This is a genomic window from Halanaerobium salsuginis, assembly GCF_900114545.1.
In the GTDB taxonomy this organism is placed as follows: domain Bacteria; phylum Bacillota; class Halanaerobiia; order Halanaerobiales; family Halanaerobiaceae; genus Halanaerobium; species Halanaerobium salsuginis.
On the sequence record NZ_FOTI01000012.1, the window covers coordinates 21490 to 36920 of the forward strand.

The window sequence follows — 15431 nt, forward strand, 5'->3', positions numbered from 1 at the left end:
TAATCTAATTTTATTTTAACTCATTCGGACTTGATATTGCAAGTCAGAGTTAAAGGAGGAAATTATGGATCATTATCATTATTTAAATTCCCTGCCTTTATTTGGCAGTCAGGGAGGATATAAGCCGGGGTTAAGTAGAATTGCTAAAATTCTTTTTTATCTTGGTAATCCGGAGCAAAATTTAAAAGTAATTCATTTAGCTGGAACAAATGGCAAAGGATCGACAGCAGCAACTTTAGCAAATATTTATCAGTCTGCAGGTTATAAAGTCGGACTTTATACATCTCCTCATTTTTTTAATTTTAACGAAAGAATTAAGCTGAATGGTAAAGCAGTCACTAGTTCAGAATTAAAAGAATTATTACCTCAGGTAAAGGCAGCAGCACTTAAAGCACACCAGGCTGATGGATTGGCAGCAGCTAGTTTCTTTGAAATAGTTACAGCCCTTGCTTTGTTAGTCTTTAAACATCATGATTTAGATTTGGTTGTTTTAGAAACAGGATTGGGAGGGAGACTTGATGCAACTAATATAATTAAAAATCCTTTGTTATCTATTATAACAACAATTAGTCTGGAACATACAGCTATTCTCGGTGACAGTATTGCTCAAGTCGCTTCTGAGAAAGCTGGAATAATAAAATATAATGTTCCTGTATTAACTGCAGTCACTCAAAAAGCTGCTTTGGAAGTAATTAAAAGAAAAGCAGCTTTAGAAAAAGCAAATTTAATTATCCTTGATCAAGAATATAAAGAAATTGTAAGTGATTCTTCTTTTGAAGATAATTTACTTTATTTAACTAAACAAAATGATCAAAAGTATTGTTATAAGCTTTCTTTATTAGGGAGACATCAGGCAAGAAATACAGCGCTTGCTCTGCGAGCAGTTCAAGAACTTAATCAAAAATATCCAGTTAGAGAAGATCAGATTAGTGATGCTCTAACAAAAATTTATTGGCCAGGGAGAATGCAAAAAATATCTGACAGACCGACTGTTATTCTTGATGCAGCCCATAATCCTGCTGCCTTTCAAGAATTGGTTAATAATTTAACACCAGAATTAGCTAAATTTAAGCGCACTCATTTTATATTTTCTATTTTAAGAGATAAAAATTTAACTGATATTCTGGAAATAATTGCTCCATTAAAAAATAAAGTTAAATTTCATTTAGCTGAAAATCTCTCTTTTAGAACTGTTAAAACTGAAGTTTTAAGTTCAGCTTTTGCAGAAAATGGATTTTCTTATCGGAGTTATCAAAATCTTAGTCAGGCAGCAGCAGTGGTAGCAAAAGAATCTCAAAAAGAAGATTTAATAATTGCTGCTGGTTCTTTTAATACAGTTTTTGAAGTTGGAATTAATTTTTTTGAAAATAATATAAGTTGAGGTGAATTTAATGAGTAAGAAAGACGAAAAAGGGTTTTCATTAATTTTAGTTGTGATTTTTATGTCAATTGCAGCTTTATTTGTTGGCTATTTATTAGGTAGCTGGTTAATTGGTTTTTTGGTAGGTGATTCCTCACAAATGGCAGAAAAGCAGTCTGATTCAGTTGTAACTGAACCGCTCACTTCAACAGCAAATAAGGAACAAATAGAAAGCAGTGAAGTTACTGTTCAAAAAAATAATCAAGCTGAGCAAGAAGATAATAAGCCAGCTGATAAGAAGATCGAATCTACAGTCCAGAATAATTCAAAGCAAAAAACAGCTAGAAATAATTCGGCTGGTAATTATAGTGTTCAGGTAGGAGCTTTTAACAATTATAATAATGCTCTTGCTTTAAAAAATGAATTAGCAGATAAATTTAATTATCAAACTTTAGTTACAGATGACAGTCCTCATCAGGTACAGGTAACTGGTTTTAGTACTAGAGAGGAGGCAGAATCTGCTGAAGCAAAACTAGAATCTGCTGGCTATAATGGATTCATTGTCACTCGTGAATAAAATCTTTTTCTCTAATAGTGTTGTTCTTAACTGACAATTGGTATATAATAATTATGGTTTGCATTCTAAGTTAATTTTTAACAATATTTATTAGCTAATTTAGACAACTAATTTTATTATTTTTTTACTATTTATTATAAGGGGTGAAATTACATAGTGAAAGCTTTGACTTTTAAGCAGGGGATACATCCTGAATATAACAAGGAACTTACCAAGGATAAACCCCTCAAAAATGCTAAGAGACCTGAAGAGGTAATTATTCCTCTCAAACAGCATATTGGAGCACCTTTAAAACCACTTGTTCAAAAAGGTGATCAGGTTGAAATGGGCCAAAAAATTGCAGATAGTGATAGTTTTGTTTGTGCACCAATTCATGCTTCAATTTCTGGTAAAGTTACTGAGCTGAGAAAAGTTTCTGATCCAGCTGGTAATATTGTAGAGGCTGTTGTAATTAAAGCAGCAGCAGAAGATAATTTTAATTCTGGTCTGGAAAAACATGAAAATTTAGAAACACTTGATTCTGCAAAAATTAAAGAGATAATTAGAGAAGCTGGAATAGTTGGAATGGGTGGAGCAATGTTTCCTACTCATGTTAAGGTTTCTATTCCTGATGACAAAAAAGTTGATTATGTTATTTTAAATGGAGCAGAATGCGAACCTTATTTAACAGTTGATCATCGAGTAATGGTAGAAAGACCAAAGAGCATTGTTTTTGGCTTGCAAGCTTTAATGAAAGCATCTGGAGCCGACAAAGGTATTATTGGAATTGAAGAGAATAAACCAGAGGCTATTGCCAGTATGACAGATGCTGTAGCAACAGAAAACAATATTGAAGTTAAATCCCTGGAAACTAAGTATCCTCAGGGTGGAGAAAAAATGTTGATTAATGCAATCATCGGTCGGGAAGTTCCAGCTGGTGGTTTGCCGCTTGATGTTGGGGTAGTTGTTTGTAATACTTCTACAGCAGCAGCTGTAGCTGATGCTATCCGTGATGGTAAACCTCTTTATGAACGTTCAATTACAATTACCGGTAATGGAATTGACTCTCCTCAAAATCTAATTTATCGAATTGGAACAACTATTGGCGAATTAGTAGAACAGGCAGGTGGATTAACTGCAGATGCTGCTAAAGTAATAACAGGTGGACCGATGATGGGAGCTGCTCAGAAGAGTCTCAATGTTCCTGGGGTTAAAGGTACTTCCGGAATATTAGTTTTAACAAAAGATCAGGTTGAAGATTACGAGCCTGAACCATGTATTAAATGTGCCAGGTGTGTTGATGCCTGTCCGATGTTCTTGATGCCAACTCAACTGGTTAATTATGCTAAACATAATATGCTTGAAGAACTGGAAGAATATCAAATACTTAACTGTATAGAATGTGGTTCCTGTTCTTTTGTTTGTCCTGCAAAAATCCCTCTGGTCCATCATCTGCGTCTTGGGAAGGCTCAGGTTATGGCTAAAAAAAGAGAAAATAATTAAGGAGGATAATTAAGAATGAATAATGAATTTATTGTAACATCCTCACCACATGTCAGATCACGAGATACTGTGGCTAAAATAATGTGGTCAGTAGTAATTGCTCTTTTACCTGCAGTTTTTGCTGCAGTATATTTTTTTAAAGCTAGAGCCATTTCTGTTATTCTGGCAGCTGTTGCTGGTGCGGTTTTAACTGAGTATTTATTTCAAAAAATAAGAAATAAAAAGATTAGTATTAAAGATGGTAGTGCTGTTGTAACAGGTCTCTTACTTGCTTTAACTTTACCACCAACTATTCCTCTCTGGACAGCAGTTTTTGGTGCTGTAGTTGCAATTGCAATTGGTAAACAGGTATTTGGTGGGTTGGGTTCAAACCCTTTTAATCCTGCTTTAGTTGGTCGGGCCTTCTTAACTGCTGCCTATCCAGTTTTAATGACAACCTGGAAGTTTGATGGTGTTTCTTCGGCAACACCACTAAGTCATTTGAAAATGGATGGTGTTTCTACAGATACCTGGCAGCTTTTTGTTGGTCATGTTGGGGGTTCTATTGGTGAAACCTCTGCTTTAGCTTTATTATTAGGTTTTGCTTATCTTTTATATAAAGGTTATGTAAATTGGAGAATTCCACTGGCTATGGTGGGAACTGTATTTTTATTGTCATTTGCTTTTGGGGCAGATCCAATTTTCCATTTATTTGCTGGAGGTTTAATGTTAGGAGCTCTTTTTATGGCAACTGATATGGTCTCAACTCCTACTACTAAATTAGGTCGCTGGATATTTGGGATTGGAGCTGGCTTATTAGTAGTTATTATTCGACTCTGGGGTGGATATCCAGAAGGTGTAATGTACAGTATTTTATTGATGAATACAGCAGTGCCTTTGATTAATCGATATACCAGACCTCGCAGTTTGGGAGAGGTGAGATAAATGGAGAAAAATAGTACTAAGAATTTAATTTTGACTTTATCGATAATTGGTATTATTTCTGCTTTATTATTAACTTTTGTTTATCAGTGGACCAGTCCATATATTCAGGCAAATCAAGCTGAAAATCAGCGAAAAGCAATTAATGAAGTTCTTTCGGGAGCAGAGACTATTAAGCAGGTCGAAAAAGATGGCGAAACATTTTATGAAGGATATTCTGCTGACGGACAGAGAATTGGTGTTGCCTACAAGAATAGTGGTGGCGGTTATAATGGTATTATAGAATTAATGATTGGTTTTGATATAGAAAATCAAAAGATCTTTAGAATTAGTGTTCTAAGTCATGAAGAAACACCTGGGTTGGGTGCAAGAATAACTGAGCAAGAATTTAAGTCTAATTTTGTTAATAAACCATTTGGACAATATCAAGTAGTAAAAACTCCTGCTCAAAGTGAGCTTGATGTTGAGGCAATTTCTGGAGCAACAATTTCTTCAGTTAGAACAACTAGAATTATTCAAGATGCCGTTACAAAAATTACCAAAGCATATGGGGGTGGCAAATAATGGCTGTAGATTTTAAAGAATTATTTGGGGACTTTAAAAATGGACTCTGGAATGAGAACCCGATTATTAGGCTGGTTATCGGAATGTGTCCAACTCTTGCTGTTACAAATTCAACTGAAAACGGTTTAGCAATGGGTCTGGCAACTGCTTTTGTTTTAATTATGTCTGAAATTGTAATTTCATTAATTAAAAATTTAATCCCTGCAAATGTAAGGATTCCAAGTTTTATTTTAATAATTGCCAGCTTTGTTACTTTTACAGACTATTTCTTAAAAGCTTTTTTCCCTGCTATAGCAGCTTCTTTAAGTATTTTTATACCGTTGATTGTAGTTAACTGTTTAATCCTGGGCCGTCAAGAAGCCTTTGCTTCTAAAAATCCAGTACATAGAGCAATAGCAGATGGTATCGGTATGGGATTAGGATTTACCTGGGTTTTAACCTTACTGGGAGCAATTAGAGAATTTTTTGGAATGGGTTCTATTATGGGAATTCAATTGTTAGGAGCATGGTATCGCCCTATGGTAATTATGGTGCTGCCTGCTGGAGCATTTTTAACTCTTGGTATTTTAGTCGGTATTATGAACTTAATCAGCAGGGAGGGTTAAGAAAATGGATCAATTTACACAGATTTTATTACTCTTTATAAGTAATGTTTTAATTAATAACTTTATTTTAGTTAGATTTCTTGGCATATGTCCCTTCCTGGGAGTTTCAAAACAAGTAGAAACAGCTTTTAGTATGGGATTAGCAACAACTTTTGTTATGACTCTAACTGCAGCTGCTACCTGGATGATTAATACTTTTATTTTAGAAGCACTTAATCTTCCGTTTTTGCAGTATGTTTCTTTTATAATTGTTATTGCTTCGCTAGTTCAATTTGTTGAGATGTTTATTAAAAAAACAAGTCCTGTTCTATATAAAGCACTTGGTATTTTCTTACCTTTAATTACTACAAACTGTGCAATTATGGGGTTAGCTCTTTTAATTCCTCTGAATGGATATAGTTTTATTGCCAGTGTAGTTTTTGGATTTGGCGCTGGAGTTGGATTTACCCTGGCTATTGTATTAATGGCTGGCTTAAGAGAGGGTTTATCTTTTGGAGATGTTCCTGGTGTTTTAAGAGGGGTACCAGTTACTTTAATTATTGCAGGGATTATGGCTATGGCTTTTATGGGCTTTTCCGGGCTCATTTCGATGTAGTGGGGGTGAGATTAAATTAAATGAATCCAATATATTTATATTCTTTAATTAGTATGGGTGGTATGGGTGCTGTTTTAGCAGCTGGTTTAGGTTTTGCTGCTACTAAATTTAAGGTTGAACAGGATCCAAGAATTGGTAAGGTGGAAGATGCTCTACCCGGCGCAAATTGTGGTGCCTGTGGCTATGCTGGTTGTGCTAGCTTTGCTGAAGCAGTTGTAAATGGAGAAGCACCGGTAGGTGGCTGTCCAGTAGGTGGAGATAAAGTAGCTGCCAATATAGCAGATATAATGGGATCAGAGGCTGATAGTTCAGATAAGGTGATTGCTCAATTACTCTGTGGTGGTGGAATTAAAGAAACCACTAAATCTGGTAAATATCAAGGCATAAAAACTTGCCAGGCAGCTAATGCTGTTAATGGTGGCGAAAAAGAGTGCCAATATAGTTGTCTTGGTTTTGGAGATTGTGAAGTTATCTGTCCTTTTGATGCAATCGTAATCAATGAAAATGGTTTGCCTCAAATTGATCCAGAAAAATGTACAGGTTGTGGCAAATGTGTATCAGAATGTCCGCGCAATATTTTATTACTTGCACCTGTTTCTGCTAAAAATCATATTAGGTGTTCCTCGCATAATACAGGTAAAATTGTTAGAAAAAGTTGTGAGGTTGGCTGTATAGGATGCAGTCTTTGTGCTAAGGTTTGCCCAGTTAATGCAATTGAAATTAAAGATAATCTAGCTGTTATAGACTATGATAAATGTGTTAATTGTGGTAAATGTGCTGAAAAATGTCCAACTGGATCAATTGAATTTAATGGAGACATGATTAAAAAGGTTGAAATTAATGATAATTGTGTTGGCTGTACTCTTTGTGCTAGAGCCTGCCCTGTTGAAGCAATTGATGGTGAATTAAAACAGCAGCATCAGGTAAATCAAGAAAAATGTATCAAATGTGGTTTGTGCTATGAAGCTTGTAATGTAAATGCTGTTGATCTTTTTTATGAAAGTGATCTTGATTAATAGTTTTTGTAATTAATTACCCGGTCTTTTTGACCGGGTTTTTTAATGTCTTGCCAATCTGTTTTTATCACAAAGTTAGTTCTTGATTCCCGGCTGTGGACATATGTGGTAAAAGATGTTAAAATATATATTAATGGTAGTAAAAATATAAACTGTGGTGAGCTTATTTGAAATTAAATGAAATTGTAACATTTTATGATAAATTATTAATAATTTTTCTGATTTTAGTAAGTGTTTTTTTATTAGTTTTGCCATTTCATTTTTTTCATTCAGGTAGAAATAGTGATTTAATTCTTAAAGTTCAACTTGGAGATCAAATTGTAAAAACAATGTCAATTAATGAAAATTATGATAAGGATATAGTTTTTTCTGTTACTGGACCAATTGGCACCCACTTTATTGAGGTTAGTCAGGGTCGAGTTAGAGTTAAAGAAGCTCCAGAAGATGATCCTTTAAAAATCTGTGAAAAGACAGGCTGGATTTCTCAGGTAGGACCAATTATTATTTGTGTTCCTAATAATTTAAGTATCTGGCTGGAAAAATCCGACTCTAAACTTGATGGAATGAGCTGGTAAAATGTCAAAAACTAAACAAACAGTTACTATTGCTCTATTAATTTCGCTTGGTCTTGTTTTACATCTTGTTGAAAATTTTTTCCCATTGAGTGCAATTGTTCCAGGAGCTAAGCTAGGCCTGGCAAATATAGTTTCAATGCTGGCAATTGTTTTACTGAATTTTCCAGCTGCTTTTCAGATAATAATTTTTCGAGTTATTCTGGCCTCTTTAATTGCAGGAACATTTATGACAATAAATTTCTATTTAAGCTTAAGTGGAGCTTTGTTAAGTTTCTTTTTAATGTATCTAACTTATCGTTTAGGCAGAAATAAATTCAGTTTAATTGGCATTAGTATTATTGGAGCAGCAGCTCATAATACTGCTCAAATAATAACTGCTGCTTTTATAATTTCAAATTCTGGTATTTTTTATTATCTACCTTTTTTGCTTTTACTTTCTTTACCAACTGGTCTTGGGGTAGGTTTAGTAAGTTATTTTACACTTAAACATTTACCGTCTTCTTTTAGGGGGTGAAGAAATGGAATCAACCAATAAACTTAAATTAGTTCTGGCTTCGGCTTCGCCGAGACGAGAAGAAATTTTGAAAAACTTGAATCTTAAATTTACAATTGTGCCTGCCAAAATTGATGAGTCAGAATTTACTAGTTCTGATCCGGTTGAAATGGTGGAAAATTTATCAGTCAAAAAAGCAGAGGCTGTAGCTTCTTTAGTTGAAGATGCTCTTGTAATTGCAGCTGATACAATTGTTGTTTTAGGTGATGAAATTTTAGGAAAGCCGGGTAGTCAACCTGCTGCTCGACAAATGCTTAAACAGCTTAGTGATCAGGAACATTATGTTATGACTGGAGTTTCAGTACTAAATTCTCAAACTGGAGAAATAGAGACAGCCCATGAAATTACTAAGGTTAAAATGATGGAATTAAGTCAGCAGGAAATTGAGGAATATGTAAGTACAGGTGAACCAATGGATAAAGCTGGTGCTTATGCTATTCAGGGTTTAGGTGCTTTATTTATAGAAGAAATTATTGGCTCCCATTATTCAGTAGTAGGATTACCAGTTAATCAGCTTTTTAAAATTTTGCGTAAATTTAATTATGGAATCTTATAAGAGAAAGGAGTTTGTTTGATGGCAGGTCTTAAGACCAATTTTACCATCAAAGAATTACCAGAATCAGAGAGGCCAAGAGAAAAATTACTTAAAAAAGGAAGTGCATATTTATCTGATGCAGAATTACTTGCTTTAATTACTAGAACTGGTAGTAAGCAGAGAACTGCAGTAGAGATGGCTCAGGACTTACTTAATTACTTTGGGGGATTAAAGGGATTGCTTGATTTAAGTTGTGAAGAACTAAAAGAAGTTAAAGGAATAGGTACAGCTAAAGCAGCCCAGGTATTAGCTCTAGTTGAATTAAGTAAAAGAATTTCTGTATTAAAAAAACAAAAAGGTGATCAGGTAAGTAATCCTATCCAGGCAGCAAATTTATTGGCACCAGAACTAAAACACCTCAAACAGGAAGTTTTAAAAATTATTTTACTTGATGTGAAGAATAGAGTGATTTCAGTTCCCGAAATTTCGCGGGGAGGATTGGCAAGTTCGATAGTTCATCCCCGGGAAGTATTTAAAGAGGCAATTCGACGTAGTAGTGCTTCTTTAATTTTAGTTCATAATCATCCCAGTGGTGATCCAACACCCAGTCTAGATGATTTAAACATTACTAAAAAACTAGTTAAGACTGGCCAAATAATCGGAATCTCTATTGTTGATCATGTAATTATTGCTGGTGATAAATACTTAAGTTTTAAAGAAAAAGATCTTTTATAGATTGATTTTTATAAATTGAAAGGGGTATTAATTAATGGTATTTAAATTTTTAAGCGCACCATTTTCAAGAGATATGGGAGTTGATCTTGGTACTGCCAATACTCTTGTTTATATTAAGGGGAAAGGAATTTTGATTCGCGAGCCATCAGTAGTTGCCTTAAAAAAAGATAAACAGGAAGTCCTTGCAGTTGGTGATGAAGCTAAGCGGATGATTGGCCGTACACCTGGTAATATTATTGCAGTTAGACCGATGAAAGATGGAGTTATAGCTGATTTTGACGTAACTGAGTCTATGCTGCGTTATTTTATAACTAAAGCACACAAGCGGAGTAGAATGGTTAGACCACGTATAATTATTTGTGTTCCTTCTGGAGTAACAGAAGTTGAAAAAAGAGCAGTCATTGATGCTGCAGTTCATGCAGGTGCCAGAGAAGCTTATTTAATTGAAGAACCAATGGCAGCAGCAATTGGGGCTGGGTTACCAGTTCATGAACCGACTGGTAATATGATTGTTGATATCGGTGGTGGTACAACAGAAGTAGCAGTTATCTCTTTAGGGGGAATTGTAACTAGTCGTTCAATTAGAATTGGTGGAGATGATATGGACTCTGCGATTGTACAGTATGTTAAGCGCAAATACAATCTAATGATTGGAGAGAGAACCGCTGAAGAAATAAAAATAGAGATTGGAGCGGCTCTAAGTGAGAATCCTGAAAAAAGCAAAGAAATTAGAGGTAGAGATTTAGTTAGTGGTCTGCCTAAAACAATAGAAATTACCGGTGCAGAAATTCAAAAGGCACTGGAAGAGCCAGTAGTAAATATTATTGATGCAGTAAAAATGACCCTGGAAAAAACACCTCCTGAACTTGCTTCTGATGTCATGGATAGAGGTATTATTTTGACAGGTGGAGGAGCTTTATTACAGGGGCTTGATAAATTGCTAATTGACGAAACACAGATGCCTGTTCATATTGCTGATGAACCACTTGATTGTGTAGTTAAAGGAACTGGAATTGCCTTAGAAGAAATTGATTCTTTGAAAAAGATTTTAATTACTCCTAAAAAGCTTTCTTAGGAGGTGCTGCCTGTTGTTTAAGTTTAACAGGAATTCACTTTTGATTTTTTTGCTGTTTCTTTTAATTATTTCAGGACTATTCTTTTTTCAGTTAAATAGTATTAATTTGCCTTTTTTGAATTGGTTGCGTGAACTTTTTTATAATTTGATAACTCCTGTTTTGAATTTAATAAATAATGTTTTAGATAAAATAAAAGGTTTTTTTATTACACTTTTTTCTATAGATGATATACAGGAGGAAGTAAAACAATTACGCAGAAAAAATAATACTTTAGAAAGACAAATCTTATTTTTGGAAAATATTAATCGTGAGAATGAAAGACTGCGTGAATTGCTAAATTTTAAAGAAAATGTTGATTATCAGCTAGTTGGAGCAAAAGTTATTGCTAATTCTCCTTCTATTTGGGAGAAAGTAATTACTGTTAATAGAGGTAGTAATGACGGTGTAGAAAAAAGGATGCCTGTTATTACTTATCGCGGCTATCTAGTAGGTAGAGTAGAAGCAGTAGGTACAAATTCTGCTCAGGTAAGATTATTGACGGATAAAGATTTTGTAGTCGGTGGGATAGTAGCCAGAACTGATTCGCGTGCAATAGGATTATTACATGGTTCAGGTAGAAAAGATCAATCTAATATTATGGATAATATTGCCTGGGATGCTGATATTACAAAAGGAGATATTATTTTAACTTCTGGTTTATCAAATAATTTTCCTGCTGGTATAAAAATTGGTCAAGTTCAAAAGGTAGAAGCCGATAATTATGGCCTTTCTCAAAAAGCAGATATTGGCTTATTTATTAATTCATTAACACTGGAAGAAGTTATGATTATTAAAAACTTTCCTCAGGCGGCAGAAGATATTCCTGCCCCGGATAGTGAAGAAAATTCTGAAGCTAATTCAGGCCAGAGTCAGGAAGAATAAATTTATTAACTGGAGAGCTTAAATTGAAGTTATATTTCAAAAATTTAATAATAATGGTATTCCTGCTGATCTGTCAGCTGTCGATTGCTATAATTTTTCCAGATTTAAAATTTGTTCCGGATTTTATTTTGATTTTTATTGTTTTAAAAGCAATTATAGTCGGTCCAAGACAGGCAATGATTTATGGATTAATTGGGGGATTAATGCAGGATTGTTTTTTGGATTCTTTTATTGGGATTTTTACTCCTACGAAGACTTTTGTTGCTTTTTTAGCTGGCTTTTTATCAGGTAGATTTTTCCCGGAAAATTTATTAATTCCACCTCTGGGAGTTTTTATTGCTACTATTATCCAAGAGATGATTTATCTTTCTTTAAAAGAAAGTTATTTGTTTTCTGCTAATTATTTAATTTTAGTTAAAGAATTAATTTTACCACTGGCTTTAATCAATTCAGTAATTGCTTTTTTAGTCTATAGCATTTACTTTTTCTGGCAGAGGTGGGATTTGAATGGATAGACATCGTCTTTTAAAACTTTTATTGTTATTTATTTTTACTGCTTTAATTGCCAGGGCAGCTTATTTACAGATATTAAATGGAGATTATTATTACCAATTATCTGAGGGAAACAGAACATCAGTTAGACCAATCAATGCCCCCCGGGGAAAGATTTATGATAGTAGGGGTGAAGTCATTGTTTCAAATAGATTGACTTATAATCTTTATTTGATGCAAAATGAAATTCCTCCAGCTAGTTCTGTTAAAAATATTTTAGCTAAACTTGCTTCTTTAAGCAGCCTTTCTGAAAATAGACTACTTTCTAATCTTAGTAGTTCAGCTCAGCAGTCTGTAGCTGAACCAGTACTATTAGCTCGACATCTTCAAAAAAAAGATATGGTTATTATCGCTGAAAATAAGGATATTTTGCCTGGACTGCTGGTTAAAGAATCTTCACTGCGAGATTATATATATCCAGAGTACCTTGTTCATGCTACTGGTTATATTGGTGAGATTAATCGAAATGAATTAGTATCTTTTACTAAACAGGGCTATGATTACAGTGGGGGAGATTTTGTTGGCAAAAGTGGTCTTGAAAAAGAATATGAATTTTATCTTGACGGTAAAAATGGTGCTGAACAGATAGAAGTTAATAGCTTAGGAGAAAAAATTAAAACTATCGGGATTAAACAGCCAATTTCTGGTGATAGTTTAGTTTTAAATGTTAATTTCAAATTACAAAAGTCTGCTGAAGAAATATTACAGAAAAACTATCAGGCTTTGCGAAAAGCAGCAGCTGCAGATGAAGATAGACCAATGCCAACTGGGGCAGCTGCCGTTGTTTTGAATGTGAAAAATGGGGCAGTACTTGCAGCAGCAAGTTTGCCGGATTATAATCTTAATCTTTTTGCAAAAGGAATCTCGAATGCTGATTATAAAAAATTAATTAATGATCCTTTACGACCAATGGTTAATCGCTACATAATGTCTGCTGTTCCACCAGGATCTATTTTTAAATTAGTAACTGGAACTGCCGCTATGAAAGAGCTGGGAGTTAAGGGTGATACAACTTTTTATGATTCTAATGGTAGATTTTATATTCCAAACTGGTCACGACCATTTCGTAATTGGAATCCTTATGGAGAAGGTAAGCTTGATTTTATTAAATCAATTGCCCGTTCCAATAATATAGTTTTTTATGAATTGGGTTATGAATTATACAAAGAGTTTAAAGGAGAAAAATTAGCTGAATATGCCCAAAAATATGGATTAGGTAGTAAAGCAGGAATTGATTTACCTGGTGAGAAAAGTGGTCTTGTTCCGACTGATCAGTGGAAGAAAAATAACTTAGATCAAGGTTGGTATCCAGGTGACTCAGTTAATCTTTCAATTGGGCAGGGAAGTTTGCTTACCACGCCTATTCAAATTGCAGATCTAATTGCTACTGTTGCTAATGAAGGTAAAAGTTATCAACCTCAATTAGTAGATAAAATTATTGATAGTCAAGGTAATTTAGTTAAAGATATAAAACCTCTGCTAAATATTGATCTCAGTCAAGAAATTGATCAAAATATTTTTAAAACTTTAAAACAGGGAATGCACGATGTAGTTAATAAAAATTATGGTACAGCTTACCGTCATTTTAAAAAATTCCCGATAACTGTTGCTGGTAAAACTGGAACTGCTCAAACTTCTGGTTCAGCAAACCATGGCTGGTTTGGTGGATTTGCTCCTTATCAAAATCCAGAAATAGCTGTGGTAGTTTTAATTGAAAACTCTGGTTCTAGCGCTTATTCAATTCCAATTGCCCGTGAAATTATGGCTTATTATTTTGGACTGCGAAATTATAATAATTCTGCGGCTAAAGTTTATTATTATAGTCAGCAGGAAGATATTTATCAACCTGAGTGAATTAAGTCTTTTTTTAAGCAGGATTTTTTAATAAATTAAAGAATATTAAACATTAAGTACTTTTTAAGATTGAGGAGAGATTTTATGAGTTCTGTTTTTTCATTTCAAGCAGTATCTGATGGAATAGTAATGAATTTTAGAAAAGGAAGTACTTTTGGCAGTATTAAAAAAGCTGTTGCTTTACATACTTCCGAGGCTGCTAATTTTTTTACTGGGGTTAATTTATATTTGAATTTAAGTGGACTTGAGTTTGCAATAGAGCAGCTCGAAGAATTAATTGAGTTAGTTAAAGGTTATAATAAAGTTAATAAAATTTATTTTACAGCCCGTAAAATAAAAAATGATAAAAAGGAAGAAAGTTATTCGGATGCAGTTATTATAAATCGTACTTTACGATCTGGCCAGATAGTTAAACATCAGGCTAATATTGTTATTGTTGGTGACGTTAATCCTGGCGCAGAAGTGGTTGCTGGGGGAGATGTTATTGTTTTTGGTAAACTAAGGGGAGTTGTTCATGCAGGAGCAGGTGGGAGCAAAACTGCACAGGTAGCTGCTCTTGATCTTAATCCTACTCAACTTAGAATAGCTTCGTTAATTGCCAGATCTCCTGATGATGAAATGTCTTCTGATTCACAGGCTGAGCGGGCTTTTATTAAAGAGAATTCAATTATGGTCGAAAAAATTTAGAATAATTTCAGGGGGGATAAATTTGGCAGGTAAAACTATTGTTATTACTTCCGGCAAAGGAGGAGTTGGTAAAACAACTTCTTCAGCAAATATTGGTACTGCTTTAGCAATGAATGGAAATAAGGTTTGTTTAATTGATGCTGATATTGGATTGCGTAATTTAGATGTAGTAATGGGATTAGAAAACAGAATTGTTTATGATATTGTAGATGTAGTAGAAAATAATTGCCGACTTGAACAGGCAATGATTCGTGATAAAAGATATGAAGGACTTTACTTGTTACCAGCGGCTCAAACAAGAGACAAAACTTCTGTTAATCCTTTTCAGATGAAAGAGTTAGTTGATAAATTAAAAGAAGAAATGGATTATATTATTGTTGATTCACCAGCTGGAATAGAACAGGGTTTTAAAAATGCTATAGCTGGTGCGGATAGAGCTATTATTGTTACAACACCAGAAATTTCTGCAGTTAGAGATGCAGATCGAATTATTGGTCTGCTGGAAGCAGAAGGCTTGAGAGATCCCGAGGTAATAATTAATCGAATTAGAGCAGATATGGTTGATAGAGGAGATATGATGGGTATTGAAGACATGATTGAAATTTTGGCTATTGATCTTTTAGGGATTGTGCCTGAAGATGAAGGGATTGTTGTTTCCACTAATAAAGGTGAACCAATTGCTTTAAATCAGAGTGCAAAAGCCGGACAGGCCTATCGTAATATTGCCCGGAGAATTATGGGAGAAGAACTTCCAATTATGAAACTTGAAAAAGATAGTTTACTTACTAAATTCAAAAAATTAGTTGGCTTATCTTAAGATAAG

The 15431-nt window shown here is 34.1% G+C and carries 18 protein-coding genes; all 18 read left to right on the forward strand.

All coding sequences use genetic code 11. The features are described from left to right. Positions 1 to 64 precede the first annotated feature (64 nt). Complete coding sequence (locus tag BMZ74_RS05610; RefSeq protein ID WP_089860887.1) at positions 65 to 1381, forward strand: bifunctional folylpolyglutamate synthase/dihydrofolate synthase; 1317 nt, start codon at positions 65 to 67, stop codon at positions 1379 to 1381. 10 nt (positions 1382 to 1391) lie between these two features. Beyond that, on the forward strand, positions 1392 to 1937 hold the full coding sequence (locus BMZ74_RS05615; protein ID WP_089860890.1) for an SPOR domain-containing protein: 546 nt from the start codon (positions 1392 to 1394) through the stop codon (positions 1935 to 1937). Between the two features lie 156 nt (positions 1938 to 2093). Continuing rightward, positions 2094 to 3419 (forward strand): electron transport complex subunit RsxC, encoded by a 1326-nt coding sequence (gene rsxC / locus BMZ74_RS05620; RefSeq protein WP_089860891.1) that lies wholly within the window; start codon positions 2094 to 2096, stop codon positions 3417 to 3419. 15 nt (positions 3420 to 3434) lie between these two features. After that, positions 3435 to 4343, forward strand: a complete 909-nt coding sequence (locus tag BMZ74_RS05625) for an RnfABCDGE type electron transport complex subunit D (RefSeq protein WP_089860893.1) — start codon at positions 3435 to 3437, stop codon at positions 4341 to 4343. Further along, complete coding sequence (locus tag BMZ74_RS05630) at positions 4344 to 4904, forward strand: RnfABCDGE type electron transport complex subunit G (protein ID WP_089860895.1); 561 nt, start codon at positions 4344 to 4346, stop codon at positions 4902 to 4904. After that, positions 4904 to 5509 carry an electron transport complex subunit RsxE gene (gene rsxE / locus BMZ74_RS05635; RefSeq protein WP_089860897.1) on the forward strand — a complete coding sequence of 202 codons (606 nt, stop codon included), beginning with the start codon at positions 4904 to 4906 and terminating at the stop codon, positions 5507 to 5509. The genes BMZ74_RS05630 and rsxE overlap by 1 nt, the downstream gene beginning before the upstream one ends. Before the next feature lie 4 nt (positions 5510 to 5513). Continuing rightward, positions 5514 to 6104 (forward strand): electron transport complex subunit RsxA, encoded by a 591-nt coding sequence (rsxA, locus tag BMZ74_RS05640; RefSeq protein ID WP_089860899.1) that lies wholly within the window; start codon positions 5514 to 5516, stop codon positions 6102 to 6104. A gap of 20 nt (positions 6105 to 6124) precedes the next feature. Then, entirely contained in the window at positions 6125 to 7120 is a 996-nt protein-coding gene (locus tag BMZ74_RS05645) for an RnfABCDGE type electron transport complex subunit B (protein ID WP_089860901.1), read from the forward strand. Positions 7121 to 7287: 167 nt separating this feature from the next. Continuing rightward, entirely contained in the window at positions 7288 to 7695 is a 408-nt protein-coding gene (locus BMZ74_RS05650; protein WP_089860903.1) for a NusG domain II-containing protein, read from the forward strand. Between the two features lies 1 nt (position 7696). Continuing rightward, positions 7697 to 8209: a Gx transporter family protein gene (locus BMZ74_RS05655; RefSeq protein ID WP_089860905.1), complete on the forward strand. Its 513-nt coding sequence runs from the start codon at positions 7697 to 7699 to the stop codon at positions 8207 to 8209. 4 nt (positions 8210 to 8213) lie between these two features. Then, positions 8214 to 8804, forward strand: coding sequence for a Maf family protein (locus BMZ74_RS05660; protein WP_089860907.1), 591 nt, complete (start codon positions 8214 to 8216; stop codon positions 8802 to 8804). 18 nt (positions 8805 to 8822) lie between these two features. After that, positions 8823 to 9518: a RadC family protein gene (radC, locus tag BMZ74_RS05665; RefSeq protein ID WP_089860909.1), complete on the forward strand. Its 696-nt coding sequence runs from the start codon at positions 8823 to 8825 to the stop codon at positions 9516 to 9518. 34 nt (positions 9519 to 9552) lie between these two features. Further along, the gene (locus BMZ74_RS05670) at positions 9553 to 10593 is read left to right on the forward strand and encodes a rod shape-determining protein (protein WP_089860913.1); all 1041 of its coding nucleotides are present in this window, start codon (positions 9553 to 9555) and stop codon (positions 10591 to 10593) included. A 13-nt stretch (positions 10594 to 10606) separates the two neighbouring features. Further along, positions 10607 to 11515, forward strand: coding sequence for a rod shape-determining protein MreC (gene mreC, locus BMZ74_RS05675; protein ID WP_089860915.1), 909 nt, complete (start codon positions 10607 to 10609; stop codon positions 11513 to 11515). A gap of 23 nt (positions 11516 to 11538) precedes the next feature. Then, positions 11539 to 12030, forward strand: a complete 492-nt coding sequence (mreD, locus tag BMZ74_RS05680) for a rod shape-determining protein MreD (protein WP_089860917.1) — start codon at positions 11539 to 11541, stop codon at positions 12028 to 12030. Continuing rightward, a complete protein-coding gene (mrdA, locus tag BMZ74_RS05685; RefSeq protein WP_089860919.1) occupies positions 12023 to 13921 on the forward strand; it encodes a penicillin-binding protein 2 in 1899 nt (632 codons plus the stop codon). Before mreD ends, mrdA begins: the two co-directional genes overlap by 8 nt. Before the next feature lie 84 nt (positions 13922 to 14005). Beyond that, entirely contained in the window at positions 14006 to 14608 is a 603-nt protein-coding gene (gene minC / locus BMZ74_RS05690; protein WP_089860921.1) for a septum site-determining protein MinC, read from the forward strand. Positions 14609 to 14630: 22 nt separating this feature from the next. Beyond that, positions 14631 to 15425: a septum site-determining protein MinD gene (minD, locus tag BMZ74_RS05695; RefSeq protein WP_089860923.1), complete on the forward strand. Its 795-nt coding sequence runs from the start codon at positions 14631 to 14633 to the stop codon at positions 15423 to 15425. The last annotated feature ends 6 nt before the right edge of the window (positions 15426 to 15431 follow it).

Bases quoted from the DNA above. Each gene is read 5' to 3' on its own strand.
- BMZ74_RS05610 (WP_089860887.1), top strand. From the start codon at position 65: ATGGATCATTATCATTATTTAAATTCCCTGCCTTTATTTGGCAGTCAG.
- BMZ74_RS05615 (WP_089860890.1), top strand. From the start codon at position 1,392: ATGAGTAAGAAAGACGAAAAAGGGTTTTCATTAATTTTAGTTGTGATT.
- BMZ74_RS05625 (WP_089860893.1), top strand. From the start codon at position 3,435: ATGAATAATGAATTTATTGTAACATCCTCACCACATGTCAGATCACGA.
- BMZ74_RS05630 (WP_089860895.1), top strand. From the start codon at position 4,344: ATGGAGAAAAATAGTACTAAGAATTTAATTTTGACTTTATCGATAATT.
- rsxE (WP_089860897.1), top strand. From the start codon at position 4,904: ATGGCTGTAGATTTTAAAGAATTATTTGGGGACTTTAAAAATGGACTC.
- rsxA (WP_089860899.1), top strand. From the start codon at position 5,514: ATGGATCAATTTACACAGATTTTATTACTCTTTATAAGTAATGTTTTA.
- BMZ74_RS05645 (WP_089860901.1), top strand. From the start codon at position 6,125: ATGAATCCAATATATTTATATTCTTTAATTAGTATGGGTGGTATGGGT.
- BMZ74_RS05655 (WP_089860905.1), top strand. From the start codon at position 7,697: ATGTCAAAAACTAAACAAACAGTTACTATTGCTCTATTAATTTCGCTT.
- BMZ74_RS05660 (WP_089860907.1), top strand. From the start codon at position 8,214: ATGGAATCAACCAATAAACTTAAATTAGTTCTGGCTTCGGCTTCGCCG.
- radC (WP_089860909.1), top strand. From the start codon at position 8,823: ATGGCAGGTCTTAAGACCAATTTTACCATCAAAGAATTACCAGAATCA.
- BMZ74_RS05670 (WP_089860913.1), top strand. From the start codon at position 9,553: ATGGTATTTAAATTTTTAAGCGCACCATTTTCAAGAGATATGGGAGTT.
- mrdA (WP_089860919.1), top strand. From the start codon at position 12,023: ATGGATAGACATCGTCTTTTAAAACTTTTATTGTTATTTATTTTTACT.
- minC (WP_089860921.1), top strand. From the start codon at position 14,006: ATGAGTTCTGTTTTTTCATTTCAAGCAGTATCTGATGGAATAGTAATG.